The organism is Streptomyces sp. NBC_00091 (genome assembly GCF_026343185.1).
GTDB lineage: Bacteria > Actinomycetota > Actinomycetes > Streptomycetales > Streptomycetaceae > Streptomyces.
Genome location: NZ_JAPEMA010000001.1, coordinates 3,597,431 through 3,612,363, shown reverse-complemented (window position 1 = coordinate 3,612,363; position 14,933 = coordinate 3,597,431). Strand labels below are relative to the sequence as shown.

Here is a 14,933-nt window from a genome sequence, read left to right as displayed (position 1 = left end):
GTCGGCGGTCAGGCCGTGGCTGTCAGGTACGCGGCGGCGCGCTTGTCCACGGTGGTGACGGCGGGAATGTTGCGATTACGGAGAGGTGAGAGGGCGGCACGCATGTCGGCAGCTGCCCTGCGGGTGCGGGCGGAGCGCACCCCGTTCATCGCGTCCAGGCTGGCGGACCAGGTCGCGCAGGCTTCGTCGATGCGGTGCTGGCGGGCCTGAATGCCACCGAGGTAGCCGAGGGTCACGGCGTGGGTGCGGGTGAACTTGGCGGCCTTGCGTGTGCGGGCGGACCGGTGGAGCTGCTGTTCGGCTCCATCCAGGTCTCCTATGTCGCGTAGCGCCAGGGCGGTCTCGTGGGCGAGGGAAGCTTCCTGGAAGAAGAACACTCTGCCCGGCTCGTCGTCGCCCGGCTGCGCGACGGCAAGATCGTCTTCGGCGCGCAGGAGGGCTCGGGTGGCGGCCTTCTTGTTCCCGGTGGAGGCCAGGGCGCGGGCATGAACGACGCCGAGGAGCGCCCTCTCGCGAAGGCCGGCCTCGGTGTACCGCTTGCCTTCGACGGACGCGGAGGCGAGGTCGAGGGCGGAGCGCGGGTGGCCGAGGTCGTTTGCTTGGTGGGCCATGGCGCGCATCACGTGGGCGGCCATCGGGGCGTCGTCGGCTTCGGCGGCGAGCTTCACCGCCACGGTGAAGTGCTTCTGGGCGATGGGGTGCTCGCCGTTGTCGAAGGCCATCCACCCGGACAGGTAGGCGAGTTCTGCGGCGGTGGAGAACATACCGCGCCTGACCTGGCGGTCGGCGAAGGTGCCGTTCAGGTAGCCGGAGACTTCGGTGGTGAGGTACTGGGCGACGGCTGTGCGGGCGTGCCCGCCACCGTGGCGCTGGTCCATGTTGGAGAAGAGACTGGCCATGTCGCGTACCGCGTCGAGATCGCCTTGGCCGACTGCGGCGCGGCCGGCACGCCGTCGGCTGCCTTGATCGACCATGCCTGTCCACCAGCTGTCTGCCGGTAGTACGAGGGCGGCGAGCGAGTAGGCCGCAGTCCCCAGGGCCTGCCTGCGGTCCATGTCCACGGTGTCGATCCTCCCCAGATCGGCCAGGGCGCTCAGCGTATCCGTGTGCCAGTCCAGCAGATCACGGGTGGTCTCGTGCAGGCCGATCTCCTGCTGGGTGATGGTGCGTCCCAGGCGTCGCGACAGTGCTTCGGCGAGATACCTCCCGGCGCTGCCGGACGGCTGCCGACCGTAGCGGACCCAGTGCGAGATGGTGCTCTTGTTGGTCTGGATGACCTCGCCGTTCTCAGCCGCGACGCGCCTGACAGCGTGGGCTAAGGCGTCCTGCGTCATGCCCGTTTCGGCGATGACCTGCGCCATTGCCGTATTGGGCTCACCTACCGGTGTCATGGCGTCCCCTCATGACCGCTCAAACCGCTTAAACCGCTGTGAGTGGCGAACACCCTACTCGCGGTTACCTGTTGGGCGTTGACTGATCGCAGCCACTGGCCGGGAACAGCCGACAGCTCCCATTCCTTTCCCCGGCCGTGTGGCCTTGCAGACCGCCGCTGTCCGCCCTTTCGTCCCCCGACAGGGACGGACGGCGGCCCCCAGTCCCCGAACGCCTGGAGGTCCCGCCGCGTCCGTCCCAGACCTCGATCTCCTCGACCGACAGAGCCAGCCGCACGCCTGCCGATGCGGTCACCGCACCACCCCATAAAGCCCGCCGGTCGAACTCACCCGGAGTCGTGCCGGCCCAACGCCGGGTAATCGCGCTGTGCGGCGACCCCCTGCTCCATCCCGACCAGAAGGAGAACCTCGTGACCACCGCAGCAACCCAGCTCAGCCCCGTCCGCCCGTGGGGCGTCAGCCGCCTCGCCCCCTACCCGACCACGACCCGCCTGCCGTTCACCACGGTCACCATCGACCCGGCCACGCAGACCGGGGTGTTCCGCGACGGGCACGGCCATGTGGTGGAAATGGGTAAGCACGGCACCTCCTCCGGCACCGAGACCTCCACCACCACCAACTCCGACTCCGCTCCCGACTCCGGCCATGACCAGGACAGCAACCAGGACTGACGACATGACCGAGCAGAGGCCGGTGCTCGTCGCCACCGAGGCACACGACCAGACCGCCGACATGGTCATCACCGAACTCAACCAGCGTGATGTGCCGGTGATGCGCTTCAATCCCGCCGACATCGGCGAGGGCCTGACGGTATCGGCTCGGTTCGGAACCTGCCCGGCCCCTGTGGCCGGGCAGGCCCGTACCCCGTCGAGAACCGCCAACCTGGAGCACTTACGGGCGGTGTACTGGCGCCGCCCCGTCTGGCCCCATTTCGAGCACCTGAACGACGCCGACCGCAGGTTAGCCACCGCGCAGACCCGCTACGGGCTCGGCGGCATCCTCTACGCCCTGGACGGACCCCTGTGGGTCAACCAGCCGCAGCGGGAGGCCGCCGCCGACTACAAGCCCACCCAGCTCGCCGTCGCGCAGCGCCTCGGGCTCACGGTCCCGCCGACGCTGGTGACCAACGACCAGAACCAGGCCCGGGAGTTCATCACCGCCCACGGCCGGGTGATCACCAAGACGCTCCGGTGGACCCCGTACGAGCGAGACGGTGTCCCGGTGACAAGCTGGGCCGAGCCGGTCACCGCCGACGAGATCGACGACTCCATCCGCGTGGTCCCGCACCTCTTCCAGGCCCAAGTGGACAAGGTCGCCGACCTCCGCGTCCTGATCGTCGGCGAGAAGGTGTTCGCCGTACGAATCGACTCCGGTCTCCTGGACTGGCGCAAGGACTACTCCGCCCTCTCCTACACCGTGGTAGACCTGCCCGATCCGCTGAAGCGGACGCTGCTCGCCTACCTCGGCCACTTCAGTCTCGTCTCCGGCAGCTTCGATCTCGCCCTCGACACGGAGGGCGGCTACCACTGGCTGGAGCTGAATCCCACAGGCCAATGGGGGTGGCTGGAGGAGAACACCGGTCTGCCCATGGCCGCCGCTTTCGCTGAACTGCTCACCCGAGGAGACGCACGATGACGCTCGACACCGCTTCCGAGCGGCGCGCACTTGCCGGACGCCTCACGGGGGCCGGAATCCTCAAAAGCCCCACCCTGCGGGCTGCGGTGGAGTCCGTACCGCGTGAACTCTTCCTTCATCCCGGAGTGTTCCTTCCCGCCGAAGGAGGTCGGTGGAAGCCGGTGACCGCGCTCGGCACGGACCCGGCCGAGTGGGCGTCCATCGCCTACCGCGACGAGTCCTTGGTCACCCAGCTCGACAACCACCTCACCGCCGACCAGGTCGACGGGCCCGTCACCGGCAGTCCCACCTCCTCCTCCACCACCCCGGTCACCATCGTCGGCATGATCGAGACCCTGGAGGTGAAGGAAGGGCACGAGGTGCTCCACGTAGCCACCGGCACGGGCTACACCGACGCCCTGCTCTGCCACGTCCTCGGCGAGGACAACGTCACCACCATGGAGGTAGACCCCGAGGTCGCCGCCCGCGCCGATGCCGCGCTGGAGGCGGCGGGCTACTCGACCTGGACCGTCACCGGAGACGGCTTGCTCGGCCATCCCCGCCGCGCCCCCTACGACCGGGTCATCGCTACCTGCGCCGTACGCCGCATCCCCTACGCGTGGGTCCGGCAGACGAAGCCAGGCGGGATCATCCTCGCAACCGTCGGCGGAGCCTGGCAGCGCGGCACCGGACTGGCCAAGGTCACCGTCAACGAGGACGGGACCGCTGAGGGCCGCATCATCGGCCAGTCATCGTTCATGCACGCCCGCGCCCAAGTCGCCGCACCGATCGCCGGGGACCTGTCGGCGCGCACCGCCTACGCGGACAGCGAGCGCTCCACGAAGGTCTCGCCGACGCTGCTGGAGGAGTGGATGCCCGCCTTCCTCGCCCAGCTCGCCGCACCCACCGCCCAGTACGTCCGTGCCACCGCCGACGGCATGCAGCAGGTCTACGTGTTCGACGCCGAGCGGGAGTCCTTCGCCGCCTTCGCGGAGAACGGGGCGGGCTGGACCGTACGGCAGGGCGGACCCGTCGCCCTGTGGGACGACATCGAAGAGGCCCTCCTCGCCTGGCAGGAGGCCGACCGCCCCGACATCAGCGCCGCCCGCATCCACATCACCGACCGCTCCCACACCTACTGGATCGGCGAGCAGCCCGCCCTCCGCTGGGAACACCGCATCGCCTAACGCCTGGCCGGCACGGCGGCCTCGCTCCGCTTGCAGAACAGGGCCGGACACGCCAAAGAGCGCCAGGACTGGATACGTCGCTGGCGCTCTGGCGGTGCTCACATGGGGTGGGATGTGCCCCCGACTATGGCTTGCGCCGCAGGTCAGGTGGCATATCGGGTTGTGGAGATGGCGGGAATCGAACCCGCGTCCAACGGTGCAGAAGCAGGGCTTCTCCGAGCGCAGTCCGCTGCGATTTTCTCGGCCCCGGAGATCACACGGACAAGTCTCCGACGGGCTCAGTCACTGTTTGATTTCCCTCCAACCCCCGTGACCGGGGCTAGAGGTTTAGATCCCTAATTGACGCCAGGATCCGGACCGGGACCACTTCCGGGCTGACGCTCCTCACAGAGGCTTCAGCTCACTGTTATTAGGCAGCGAGGGTGAAGCGGGAGTTATCGCTCTTGGAGTTGGCGATTATTGTTTGCGACATATGGTTAGCGAGATCATTGCCGCTTCCTCGGCTCGCTTCCCCTGCATCGACATCCGCTGTCGAAACCGATCATCCCCATGTTTCACGCTGTTCAGTTAGATACTGCACAAAGTGCTCCACCCGCGAGCGGGGGGTGCTGACGCCATGGTACGCGAAGTGGACCACCGCGTGCCAGGTGATTAAACCGTACCCCGCTGCTTGCGCTTGATCGCCGAGATCGCGCGGTTCGTCTCGCGGGTGTCCTGCTTCTCGCGCAGGGTCTGGCGCTTGTCGTACTCCTTCTTGCCCTTCGCCAGCGCGATCTCGACCTTCGCGCGGCCGTCCTTGAAGTAGAGGGCGAGCGGCACGACCGTGTGGCCGGACTCCTCCGCCTTCCGCTCCAGCTTGTCGATCTCCTCGCGGTGCATGAGGAGCTTGCGCTTGCGGCGGGCACTGTGGTTGGTCCAGGTGCCCTGGCTGTACTCCGGCACGTGCACGTTGTACATCCAGACCTCGCGGCCCTCCACCGACACGAAGCCGTCCACCAGCGAGGCCCGCCCCTGGCGCAGGGACTTGACCTCGGTGCCCGTCAGCACGATCCCGCACTCGTAGGTGTCGATGATCGTGTAGTCGTGCCGCGCCTTCTTGTTCTGGGCGATCAGCTTGCGCCCTTTTTCCTTAGCCATAGTGCGGTCATTTTCGCACTACGGACCCACCCCGAGGCCACCCAATACCTTGCGCGCCCGTTCCTCGGCCCCGTCGCCCGCCGCGAGGTCCGGGGTGATGCCCCCTCCGTCGAGGCTGCGGCCCGCCGGAGTGCGGTACGTGCCCACCGTCAGCTCCGCCACCGAGCCGCCCGGCAGCTCGGTCGGCATCTGCACGGAACCCTTGCCGAAGGTGCGGGTACCCACCGTCACCGCGCGGCCGCGGTCCTGGAGGGCGCCGGTCACCAGCTCGGCCGCGCTCATCGTGCCGCCGTCGACCAGCGCCACCAGGGGCCGGTCGGTGTCCCCGCCGGGGGCCGCGTACAGGGCGTGCTCGGAGCCCCGTACGTCGTACGTCGCCACGAGCCCCCCGTCCAGGAACGCGGAGGCCGCCGTCACCGCCTCGACGACCAGCCCGCCCGGGTTTCCGCGCAGGTCCAGCATCACCCCGCCGCCCGGCGGGGCCTCCCGTACGGCCGCTCTGACCCGCTCCCCCGAACCCCGGGTGAAGGAGGCCACCTTGATCACGGTGATGCCGCCCGCGAGGCGGCGTACGGTCACCGGCTCGGTACGCAGCTGCTCGCGGCGGACGGTCTCGGTGAGGTCGGCGCCGTCCCGGCTGAGGCCGAGCACCACCGGAGTGCCGGCCTCCCCGCGCAGCAGCGCCACCACGTCGGCCACCGCCAGCCCGGTGACGCTGTGGCCGTCCACGCTCAGCAGCCGGTCCCCGGCGCGCAGGCCGGCCCGGGCGGCGGGGCTGTCGGGCTGGACCCGGTCGACCTCGATCCGGCCGTCGCGGCGGCGCCCGGCCCAGAGCCCGACCCCGGTCCAGCGGCCGTCGAGGTCCTCGGCGAAGGCGGCGTACTCGCCCCGGTCGTAGACGGTGCCCCAGCGGTCGCCGCTGCGGCTGACCACCTCCTGGGCGGCCTTCTTGCCCGACTTGCCCTCGGCGACGGCCTCGGCGGCGGCCCGGGCCACGGCCTCCCGGTCCGCGGTGCCGGGCTCGCCACCGGAACCGCCGCCACCGGGCGCGGGCTCCGGCTCGGGGGTGCCCGCGAGGGCGACCGTCCGGGAGTCCTCCGCCCCGCGCGGTCCCCAGCAGCCCGCGCCCGCGGCAGTGCCCACGGACACGAGGAAGACCAGCGTTAAGAAGGCCCCGCGACGCAGGTCGCGGGGCCGGAGACAGAGAGCGGGCAGACCCGGCATGTCGCCGAGTCTAGGACAAGCCCCGCTGCGGCAAGCCGGGTTGACCGCAGACCGCAGGAGGCGCTTGTCATACCTTCAGGTACTTGCGCAGCGCGACGAAGGCGGCCAGGGAGGGCATCAGCAGGCCGATCACCAGCACCAGCGGGAGCTTGGTGAGGACCGCGTCCCAGCCGATGAAGTTGATCAGCTGGAGCTTCTCGCGGAGCGCGATGCCGTGGTCGATCACGAAGTACTGCCCCGTACCGAGCATCACGCAGGCGAAGACGGCGCCGATGAGGCCGGCCACCGCCGCCTCCATGATGAACGGCACCTGGATGTAGAAGCCGGAGGCGCCCACCAGCCGCATGATGCCGGTCTCCCGCCGACGGCTGAACGCCGAGACGCGCACCGTGTTGACGATCAGCAGCAGCGCCACGATCAGCATGACCAGCATGATGCCGAGGGCCGCCCAGTTGAGGGTGCCGAGCAGCGCGAAGAGGTTGTCCAGCTCGGTGCTCTGGTCGGCGACCGACTGGACACCGTCCCGCCCGGCGAAGGCGGAGGTGATGACCTCGTACTTCTCCGGGTTCTTCAGCTTGACCCGGAAGGAGTCGGGCATCTGGTCGGGGGTGACCACCGAGGCCAGGGCCGTGTGGCCGAAGCGCTCCTTGTAGTGCTTGAAGGCCTCGTCCGAGGACTCGTACATGACGTTCTGGACGAGCTCCATCTTCTTGAGCTCGGCCTCGATGCCCTGTTTCTGCTCGGGGGTGACCGCCCCCTTGGAGCAGGGCCTGGCGCTGCCGGCGGAGGCGGCGGCGCCCGGGGCCCCGGCCGCGGCGCCCGGGGCGGCGCTGCCGGCGGCGTCGAGGGCGTCGTTCTTGGTGCAGAGGTAGACGGTGACGTTGACCTTGTCGTACCAGTACCCCTTCATGGCGCTGACCTGGTCGCGCATGAGCAGGGAGCCCCCGAACAGGGCCAGGGACAGGGCCACGGAGATGATGACCGCGAAGGTCATGGTGAGATTGCGACGGAGACCGACGCCGATCTCCGACATGACGAACTGGGCGCGCATGACGTCTCAGGGGCCTTTCAGTGCTGGTAGCCGTAGACGCCGCGCGACTGGTCGCGCACGAGCCGGCCCTGTTCGAGTTCGATGACGCGCTTGCGCATCTGGTCCACGATCTGCTGGTCGTGCGTCGCCATGATGACGGTGGTGCCGGTCCGGTTGATCCGGTCCAGGAGCTTCATGATGCCCACGGAGGTCTGCGGGTCGAGGTTGCCCGTCGGCTCGTCGGCGATCAGCAGGGCGGGACGGTTGACGAAGGCGCGGGCGATGGCCACGCGCTGCTGCTCACCGCCGGACAGTTCGCCCGGCATCCGCCCCTCCTTGCCGCCCAGGCCCACCAGCTCCAGGACCTGCGGGACGGCCTTGCGGATCTCGCCGCGCGGCTTGCCGATGACCTCCTGCGCGAAGGCGACGTTCTCGGCCACCGTCTTGTTGGGCAGGAGCCGGAAGTCCTGGAAGACGGTCCCCAGCTGGCGCCGCATGTGCGGGACCTTCCAGTTGGAGAGCTTCGCGAGATCCTTTCCCAGGACGTGCACCTGGCCGTGGGTCGCCCGTTCCTCGCGCAGGACCAGCCGCAGGAAGGTGGACTTGCCGGAGCCGGAGGAGCCGACCAGGAAGACGAACTCGCCCTTGGCGATGTCCAGGGAGACATCTCTGAGTGCGGGACGGTTCTGCTTCGGGTAGGACTTGGAGACGTTGTCGAATCGGATCACGGGTGCACCACGGTCGCCGGGAGTAGGTGTGCGTGACCATACGCGACCGGGGCCTGGGTGGGGACCCGGCATCCGGAGTTGCCCGATATATCCACGCGTGCGGGAGGAGCCGGATCGTGATTGCCCGGACGGGCCGCGCCGAATGTCGGCGGAGCTGGCACAGTGGTAGGGGGAACGGACTCCGTCCCCGAGCCGTTAACCATGCCGAGGGGACGAGAGGAGGAGCGCATGACATATGACCGGCTCGTGTGCGCGAACTGCGCCGCACCTGTCAGCCAGGGCCGCTGCCCGGTGTGCCGGGCGAACCGGGAGCGCCTCCAGCAGGAGGGCCCCTTCGCCGGGCTGAATCCGATGACACTCATAGCGCTTCTGGTGGTGCTGGTGGCCGCGCTGGCGCTGGTGGCCCAGACCGCGTAGCCGGCTGGACCGCGTAGGCCGCGCCGCGTCCCGATCACAGGCGGATCACACGTAATGGGGAAGGGCCCGGACACCAGCTGGTGTCCGGGCCCTTCGCCGTTACGTGCTACGCGATCACGTGCTACGCGGTCTGCTCCTGCTGCTTGCGCCAGCGGATACCGGCCTCCAGGAAGCCGTCGATCTCGCCGTCGAGCACCGCCTGCGGGTTGCCGACCTCGAACTCCGTCCGCAGGTCCTTGACCATCTGGTACGGGTGCAGGACGTAGGACCGCATCTGGTTGCCCCAGGAGCTGCCGCCGTCCTTGAGGGCGTCCATCTTGTCCTTCTCCTCCTGGCGGCGCCGCTCCAGCAGCTTGGCCTGGAGCACGTTCATCGCGCTGGCCTTGTTCTGGATCTGCGAACGCTCGTTCTGGCAGGAGACCACGATGCCGGTCGGGAGGTGCGTGATGCGCACGGCCGAGTCGGTCGTGTTGACGCCCTGGCCGCCGGGGCCGGAGGCGCGGTACACGTCCACGCGCAGCTCGGACTCGTCGATCTCGACGTGGTCGCTGGTCTCGACGACCGGCAGCACCTCGACGCCCGCGAAGGAGGTCTGGCGGCGGCCCTGGTTGTCGAAGGGCGAGATCCGCACGAGGCGGTGGGTGCCCTGCTCGACGGAGAGGGTGCCGTAGGCGTACGGGGCCTTGACCACGAAGGTGGTCGACTTGATGCCGGCCTCTTCCGCGTACGAGGTCTCGTACACCTCGGTCGGGTAGCCGTGGCGCTCCGCCCAGCGCAGGTACATGCGCTGGAGGCGCTCGGCGAAGTCGGAGGCGTCGACGCCGCCGGCCTCGGCGCGGATGTTGACCAGGGCCTCGCGCTCGGCGTACTCGCCGGAGAGCAGGGTCCGGACCTCCATCTCGTCCAGCGCCTTGCGGACGGCGACCAGCTCGGTCTCGGCCTCGGCGAGGGTGTCCGCGTCGTCCATTTCCTGCGCGAGGTCGAAGAGGACCGCGAGGTCGTCGATACGGCCGCGCAGGTTCTCGGTCTTGCGGACCTCGGCCTGGAGGTGCGAAAGCTTGCTCGTGATCTTCTGGGCGGCTTCCGGGTCGTCCCACAGGGACGGCGCGGCGGCCTGCTCCTCGAGCACGGCGATATCTGCCCTCAGCTTGTCGAGGTCCAGGACGGCCTCGATCGACCCCATGGTCGAGGAGAGGGACTTCAGCTCTTCGGAAACATCGACGACTGCCACGGGTCCAGCCTAGCCGGTCCTCGGACGGCACTGTCCGGCCAGGCCGGATCAGACCGTACAGACGGGCGTGGGTACGGGCGTACGCTCACCGTATGACCGTTCTACTCGTGAAGCGCCGCCATGTGGACCACATGCGTGTCACCACGACGAGCTGTCTGCCGCCGGACCCCGCACAAGCCTGATCCACCCCGATCCGACTTCGGTCCTGTACGCGGCCACGCCGCCCCGGCGCCATCCCTGCCGAGGGCCCGCTCCACCCGCTGCCCCGCCATCTCCGGGGCACAGGACCCTGTGACATCCGAAACGGAGACGTCATGCCGTCCGCGCACCCTTCCTCTTCCTCGTCCGCCCTCTCCTCCGGTCCCTCCTCCGCCCTCGCCTCCGGTCCCTCCTCCACTCCCTCCCTCGCCGTGATCGACCTCTCCCGGGCCGACGACCCGGCCGAGCGGGCCGACTTCCTGAAGCAGCTGCACGCCGCGGCGCGGGACACCGGCTTCCTGTACCTGACCGGGCACGGCATAACCGAGGCGGAGACCTCCCGCATCCTCGAGCTGACCAGGACTTTCTTCGCGCTCCCGGAGGCCGACCGGCTGGCCGTGAGCAATCTGAACTCCCCGCACTTCCGGGGCTACACCCGCATCGGCCACGAGCTGACGGGCGGGGCCTCGGACTGGCGGGACCAGCTGGACGTCGGCGCGGAGCGGCCGGCGCCGGTACTGGGGCCGGACGACCCCGCGTACCTGTGGCTGGAGGGCCCCAACCAGTGGCCGCCGGCCCTGCCGGAGCTGCGGGAGGCGGTCCTGGGCTGGCAGACCCGCCTGGCCGGGGTGGCGCACCGGCTGCTCCAGGAGCTGCTGGCCTCGATCGGCGCCCCCTCGGACTTCTTCGACGCGGCCTTCGCGGACCGGCCGCACCTGCACACGAAGCTGATCCGCTACCCCGGGTCCGCCCCGTCGGGCGCCGGCCAGGGTGTCGGCGCGCACAAGGACTACGGCTTCCTGACGCTGCTCCTCCAGGACTCGGTGGGCGGTCTCCAGGTCGTCCGGGACGGCGGCTACGTCGACATCGCGCCACGGCCGGGGGCGTTCGTGGTGAACCTGGGCGAGCTGCTGGAGATCGCCACCGAGGGGTACCTGCGGGCCACCGACCACCGGGTGGTCAGCCCGCCGGGTGCGGTGGAGCGGTTCTCGGTGCCGTTCTTCTACAACCCGCGGCTGGACGCGGTGGTGGAGACCGTCCCCGGGGACTACCTCCGCTCGGCGCCGGGCGTCGCCCACGACGCGTCGAACCCGCTGCACGCCGAGTACGGCCGCAACGAGCTCAAGGGCTGGGTACGCGCCCACCCGGAGGTCGCCCGCCGCTGGCACCCGGACCTCACCGCGGTGTGACCCCGCGGCGGACCGCGCCCCTAGCGGCGGGACGGGGCCGAGTGCTTGCTGTCCTGCGGCGGGGGCGCCGGGTCGTCGCCCGAGACGGCGAGCCAGCTGCCCACCCCGACCGCCGTGGCCAGCGCCAGCGCCGACGCGGAGAGCACCAGCCGCCGCTTGCGCGCCACCTCGGCGCGGTGCCGGGCGGAGCCGGGCCGGTGTCCGCCGGCGGGGCGCGGCACGCGGGCGGTGCCCAGTGCCCCGCCCGCCAGCTCCTCCGGACCGGGCACCCGCATGGAGGTGTGGGTGTCCCGGTTGGAGTCCGTCGCGGACCCCGGCACCAGCGGGACCACGCCCCGCCTGCGCACCGGGTCGGCGGCGTCCGGCTCCTCGGCGGGCTCGGGCTCCGGGTCGGCGTCGTCCGGCTCGTCCACGTCCAGCGGGGGCATCCCGGCCAGCAGCGGCAGCAGGTCCCGCAGCCGGACGGACAGCTCCGAGGCGCGCAGCCGTGACGCGGGGGCCTTGGCCAGGCACTGGACCATCAGCTGCCACAGCTCGTCGGGGATGCCCGGCAGCGGGACCACGGTCTCCGTCACGTGCCGGCGCAGCACCGCGCCCGGGTGGCCCCCGCCGAAGGGGGTGAAGCCGGCGAGCAGCTCGTACAGGACCGTGGCCAGGGCGTATATGTCGACGGCCGCGCGCGGCGGCAGGCCCTCCACTATCTCCGGCGCGAGGTAGTCGGGCGTCCCGATGATCCGGGTCGTCGGGGCGACGCTGCGGCCGCCCGTGGCCCGGCGCGGGGAGTCGATGAGCTTGGCCACGCCGAAGTCGGTCAGCAGCGCGGGGTGCGCGCCGCCCGGTCCGAGCGGTCCCTGCATGTCGAGCAGGACGTTCTCCGGCTTGACGTCACGGTGGACGACGCCCGCCGCGTGCGCGGCGGCCAGCGCGTCCGCGACGTCCGCGACGATGGCCACGGCCGCCTCGGGGGCGAGCCTGCGCTCGCGGTCGAGGCGCGTGCGCAGGTCCGTACCGCGGACGAGGTCCATGACGAGGGCGAGGTCGTTGCCGTCCACGACCAGGTCGCGTACGGAGACGACGTGCGGGTGTTCCAGCCCGAGGAGCGCGCTGCGCTCCTGGACGAACCGTCCGACCAGCTCCTGGTCGGAGGCGAGGTCCTCGCGCAGCAGTTTGACGGCGACGGGCCCGTCCGGCCCCTCGCCCAGCCACACCGTGCCCGCGCTGCCGCGCCCCAGGATCTGGTGCGCGGTGTACCGGCTGCCGATCTTCCGTGCCACGACTGCTCCCTCAGCGGCTGGCGTACGCACCAAAGCTACGCGGCCGAGTGGGGGTTGAGGTCGCCGGATCGCGGCGACCTTCACTTCTGCGGGCGAAATCACGTCCCGGATGTCGACAAATCCACGAAGTCGGCGCTACAGGGCCGTCTTGACGACCCGTCGGGACGCGACGCCGGACGTGATGTCCGGACACGGCGTCAGGACGTGCCGCTGCCGCCGCCCGTCGCGTCGCCGATGGACCCGATGAAGTCGGCGACCTCGGTGCCCCAGCTCCACATCTGGTCCCACCAGCCCTTGCCGGTGCCCACCGCCTCCTGGAGCCCGGTGAGTTCCCAGATCAGCCAGCCGCCGACGAAGAGCAGCAGGATCAGCACCAGGCAGCCCTTGAGGCAGCCGAGGCCGGGGATCCGGACCGGGTTGGCGCTGCGGCGGCGCGGCTCGCGCGGCGGACGGGGCTCGCGCGGGGCCTGCTGCTGCGGCGGACGCTGCTGCCGCGCGGACGGCTGGGGCGCCTGGGGCTGCTGCGGCGGCGGAGGCTGCGGCTGCCGGTACTGCGGCTGCTGCGGCTGCGGCTGCGGCTGCTGGTACGGCTGGGGCTGGTAGTGCTGCGGCGGCTGCTGGGCGTACTGCTGCGGCGGGGGCTGCTGCTGGTACTGCTGCTGCGGCGGCGGAGGGGCCTGGCGGTACTGCCGGGGCGGCTGCTGCGGGGGCGGCGGCACGGGCGGGGCCTGGCGCTGCGGACGGCGGCGCAGCGGGTCCTCGGCCGGGTCGAGGTACTGCATCTGCGTCTGCTCGTTGCGGTCGCGGGCGGCCCGCATCTGCGACTGCCACGGGTGCGGGGCGTCGGGCTGCTGCACCGGCGGCATGACGGAGGTCGGGTCCGGGGCGCCCGGAGCACCGGGGGCGGCTGTGCTCGGCAGCACGGTGGTGGCGTCGGCCCCGCCGATCGGCGGGAGCACGCTGGTCATGCCGTTCGGGTCGTACGCGGCAGCCGCGCCGGCGCCGCCGGGCAGCGCCTGCGTCGGGTCGGCGTTCCCGGGCTCCGCGGGGGACGCGGGGACCGGGGCGGGCGAGGGGTCGGGCGCGAGCAGGGCGCCGACGCCGAGGGCGGCCTCGACCTCGTCGGGTGAGGAGTGCACGCGGATGCCGGCGGCGACCACGCGCAGGCCGCGGGCCAGGCTCTCGGCGCTGGGCCGCTCGTCGGGCTCCTTGCGCAGGCAGCGCTCGATGACGATCCACAGCGCCTCGGGCACGCTCGAGGGCCGCTGCGGCTCCTCGCTGAGGTGGCGGTGCAGCACTTCGAGCGCACTGCCGCCACCGAAGGGCGGTCGCCCGGTGAGCAGCTCGTAGAGGAGGATGCCGGCGCCGTAGATGTCGACGGCGGAGGTCTGCGGGCGGCCCTCGGCGGACTCGGGGGCCACGTAGGCGGGGGTGCCGACGAACTCGTGGGTGCGGGTCAGGCCCGGGGAGTCGGCCAGGCGCGCGATGCCGAAGTCGGTGAGCATCGGCTTCATCTGGCCGTTGCTCTCGTCCAGCAGCACGTTGGCGGGCTTCAGGTCGCGGTGGACCACCCCGTCGGCGTGGCTGGCGGCGAGCGCGTCCGCGATCTGGGCGGTCAGCAGGCTCGCGGCGACCGCGCTGAAGGGGCCGTTCTGGCGGATGTACTTGTGCAGGTCCGGGCCGTCGACAAGGTCCATGACCAGGGCCAGCAGGTCGCCCTCGACGACGAGGTCGCGGGTGCGCACGATGTTGGGGTGCGTCAGGCGCAGCAGGACCGAGCGCTCGCGGAGGAAGCGCATGACGATGTCCGCGTCCTGGGCCAGCTCCTCCTTGAGGACCTTGATGGCCACGGTCTCGCCGGGCTGGCCGGCGACGGCGGCCTCCGCGCCCGCGGTCTCCCGCTGGCGGGCGCGCCAGACGGTGCCCGTGGCGCCGCGTCCGAGCGGCTCCTCGAGCAGGTACTTGCTGCCGACTGGCCGCACGTCTCGCGCTCCCTGCTGTCGTCTTTCGGCTGATTCCGCCGTGTGGGTTTCCGGCCCAACTCTAGGGGGTGTCCCGCTGGAAGACGCGGGTCGGCGGAGGTTGGTTGCCGCACATTTGTGCGAAGGGTGAGTTTTGCGGGGTATGCCGGTGGCTCTTTTCCCGGGATTTCGCCCGAGAGGGTGTCCGCATTCGTACCGTGAGTGAACCGCGCCACGGGCAAGCAAGATCATTTATCGGCGGGTGCCGGGCGTGTTGCGGGCGACAGGTGCGAGGATGCACCCGTACGGAACGGCCGGGACGGGAGCCCTGCCTTCCGGCAGACCTGAACG

Annotated in this window: 13 protein-coding genes and 1 other RNA gene; 5 read left to right on the top strand and 9 right to left on the bottom strand. The window is 70.8% G+C overall.

The annotated features are described in order from the left end of the window. Nucleotides 1–8 precede the first annotated feature (8 nt). Nucleotides 9–1,361, bottom strand: a complete 1,353-nt coding sequence (locus OOK34_RS16680; RefSeq protein WP_267034663.1) for a Tat pathway signal protein — start codon at nt 1,359–1,361, stop codon at nt 9–11. A gap of 440 nt (nt 1,362–1,801) precedes the next feature. On the opposite strand from OOK34_RS16680, the gene tgmA reads away from it, so the two are divergent. From tgmA to tgmC, 3 genes are read left to right on the top strand one after another with little or no spacing between them, the layout of a single operon-like run. Next, entirely contained in the window at nt 1,802–2,062 is a 261-nt protein-coding gene (gene tgmA, locus OOK34_RS16675) for a putative ATP-grasp-modified RiPP (RefSeq protein WP_267034662.1), read from the top strand. A gap of 4 nt (nt 2,063–2,066) precedes the next feature. After that, nucleotides 2,067–3,026 carry an ATP-grasp ribosomal peptide maturase gene (tgmB, locus tag OOK34_RS16670; RefSeq protein WP_267034661.1) on the top strand — a complete coding sequence of 320 codons (960 nt, stop codon included), beginning with the start codon at nt 2,067–2,069 and terminating at the stop codon, nt 3,024–3,026. Continuing rightward, nucleotides 3,023–4,192: an ATP-grasp peptide maturase system methyltransferase gene (tgmC, locus tag OOK34_RS16665; protein WP_267034660.1), complete on the top strand. Its 1,170-nt coding sequence runs from the start codon at nt 3,023–3,025 to the stop codon at nt 4,190–4,192. The genes tgmB and tgmC overlap by 4 nt, the downstream gene beginning before the upstream one ends. 160 nt (nt 4,193–4,352) lie before the next feature. Here the strand turns inward: tgmC and ssrA are convergent. The 5 genes from ssrA to ftsE all read right to left on the bottom strand — a co-directional run bounded on the left by ssrA (nt 4,353) and on the right by ftsE (nt 8,311). Next, nucleotides 4,353–4,741, bottom strand: a transfer-messenger RNA (tmRNA) gene (gene ssrA, locus OOK34_RS16660). Between the two features lie 102 nt (nt 4,742–4,843). After that, the gene (smpB, locus tag OOK34_RS16655; RefSeq protein WP_267034659.1) at nt 4,844–5,329 is read right to left on the bottom strand and encodes an SsrA-binding protein SmpB; all 486 of its coding nucleotides are present in this window, start codon (nt 5,327–5,329) and stop codon (nt 4,844–4,846) included. An 18-nt stretch (nt 5,330–5,347) separates the two neighbouring features. Then, nucleotides 5,348–6,553, bottom strand: coding sequence for a S41 family peptidase (locus OOK34_RS16650; RefSeq protein ID WP_267034658.1), 1,206 nt, complete (start codon nt 6,551–6,553; stop codon nt 5,348–5,350). 67 nt (nt 6,554–6,620) lie between these two features. Continuing rightward, nucleotides 6,621–7,604 carry a permease-like cell division protein FtsX gene (ftsX, locus tag OOK34_RS16645; protein WP_267034657.1) on the bottom strand — a complete coding sequence of 328 codons (984 nt, stop codon included), beginning with the start codon at nt 7,602–7,604 and terminating at the stop codon, nt 6,621–6,623. Between the two features lie 17 nt (nt 7,605–7,621). Continuing rightward, nucleotides 7,622–8,311 carry a cell division ATP-binding protein FtsE gene (ftsE, locus tag OOK34_RS16640; protein WP_007264414.1) on the bottom strand — a complete coding sequence of 230 codons (690 nt, stop codon included), beginning with the start codon at nt 8,309–8,311 and terminating at the stop codon, nt 7,622–7,624. A 228-nt stretch (nt 8,312–8,539) separates the two neighbouring features. On the opposite strand from ftsE, the gene OOK34_RS16635 reads away from it, so the two are divergent. Next, the gene (locus OOK34_RS16635; protein WP_267034656.1) at nt 8,540–8,728 is read left to right on the top strand and encodes a hypothetical protein; all 189 of its coding nucleotides are present in this window, start codon (nt 8,540–8,542) and stop codon (nt 8,726–8,728) included. A 121-nt stretch (nt 8,729–8,849) separates the two neighbouring features. Here OOK34_RS16635 and prfB read toward each other — a convergent pair whose 3' ends face one another. Then, nucleotides 8,850–9,959 (bottom strand): peptide chain release factor 2, encoded by a 1,110-nt coding sequence (prfB, locus tag OOK34_RS16630; protein ID WP_267034655.1) that lies wholly within the window; start codon nt 9,957–9,959, stop codon nt 8,850–8,852. Nucleotides 9,960–10,273: 314 nt separating this feature from the next. Here prfB and OOK34_RS16625 point away from each other — a divergent pair, with 314 nt between their 5' ends. After that, the gene (locus tag OOK34_RS16625) at nt 10,274–11,347 is read left to right on the top strand and encodes an isopenicillin N synthase family oxygenase (protein WP_267034654.1); all 1,074 of its coding nucleotides are present in this window, start codon (nt 10,274–10,276) and stop codon (nt 11,345–11,347) included. A gap of 20 nt (nt 11,348–11,367) precedes the next feature. On the opposite strand, the gene OOK34_RS16620 is transcribed toward OOK34_RS16625, so the two are convergent. After that, nucleotides 11,368–12,621 carry a serine/threonine-protein kinase gene (locus OOK34_RS16620; protein WP_267034653.1) on the bottom strand — a complete coding sequence of 418 codons (1,254 nt, stop codon included), beginning with the start codon at nt 12,619–12,621 and terminating at the stop codon, nt 11,368–11,370. A 197-nt stretch (nt 12,622–12,818) separates the two neighbouring features. Then, nucleotides 12,819–14,603, bottom strand: coding sequence for a serine/threonine-protein kinase (locus OOK34_RS16615; RefSeq protein ID WP_267034652.1), 1,785 nt, complete (start codon nt 14,601–14,603; stop codon nt 12,819–12,821). Between the last annotated feature and the right edge of the window lie 330 nt (nt 14,604–14,933).

Bases quoted from the DNA above. Each gene is read 5' to 3' on its own strand.
- OOK34_RS16650 (WP_267034658.1), bottom strand. From the start codon at position 6,553: ATGCCGGGTCTGCCCGCTCTCTGTCTCCGGCCCCGCGACCTGCGTCGC.
- smpB (WP_267034659.1), bottom strand. From the start codon at position 5,329: ATGGCTAAGGAAAAAGGGCGCAAGCTGATCGCCCAGAACAAGAAGGCG.
- tgmB (WP_267034661.1), top strand. From the start codon at position 2,067: ATGACCGAGCAGAGGCCGGTGCTCGTCGCCACCGAGGCACACGACCAG.
- OOK34_RS16635 (WP_267034656.1), top strand. From the start codon at position 8,540: ATGACATATGACCGGCTCGTGTGCGCGAACTGCGCCGCACCTGTCAGC.
- OOK34_RS16625 (WP_267034654.1), top strand. From the start codon at position 10,274: ATGCCGTCCGCGCACCCTTCCTCTTCCTCGTCCGCCCTCTCCTCCGGT.
- tgmC (WP_267034660.1), top strand. From the start codon at position 3,023: ATGACGCTCGACACCGCTTCCGAGCGGCGCGCACTTGCCGGACGCCTC.
- OOK34_RS16680 (WP_267034663.1), bottom strand. From the start codon at position 1,361: ATGGCGCAGGTCATCGCCGAAACGGGCATGACGCAGGACGCCTTAGCC.
- ftsX (WP_267034657.1), bottom strand. From the start codon at position 7,604: ATGCGCGCCCAGTTCGTCATGTCGGAGATCGGCGTCGGTCTCCGTCGC.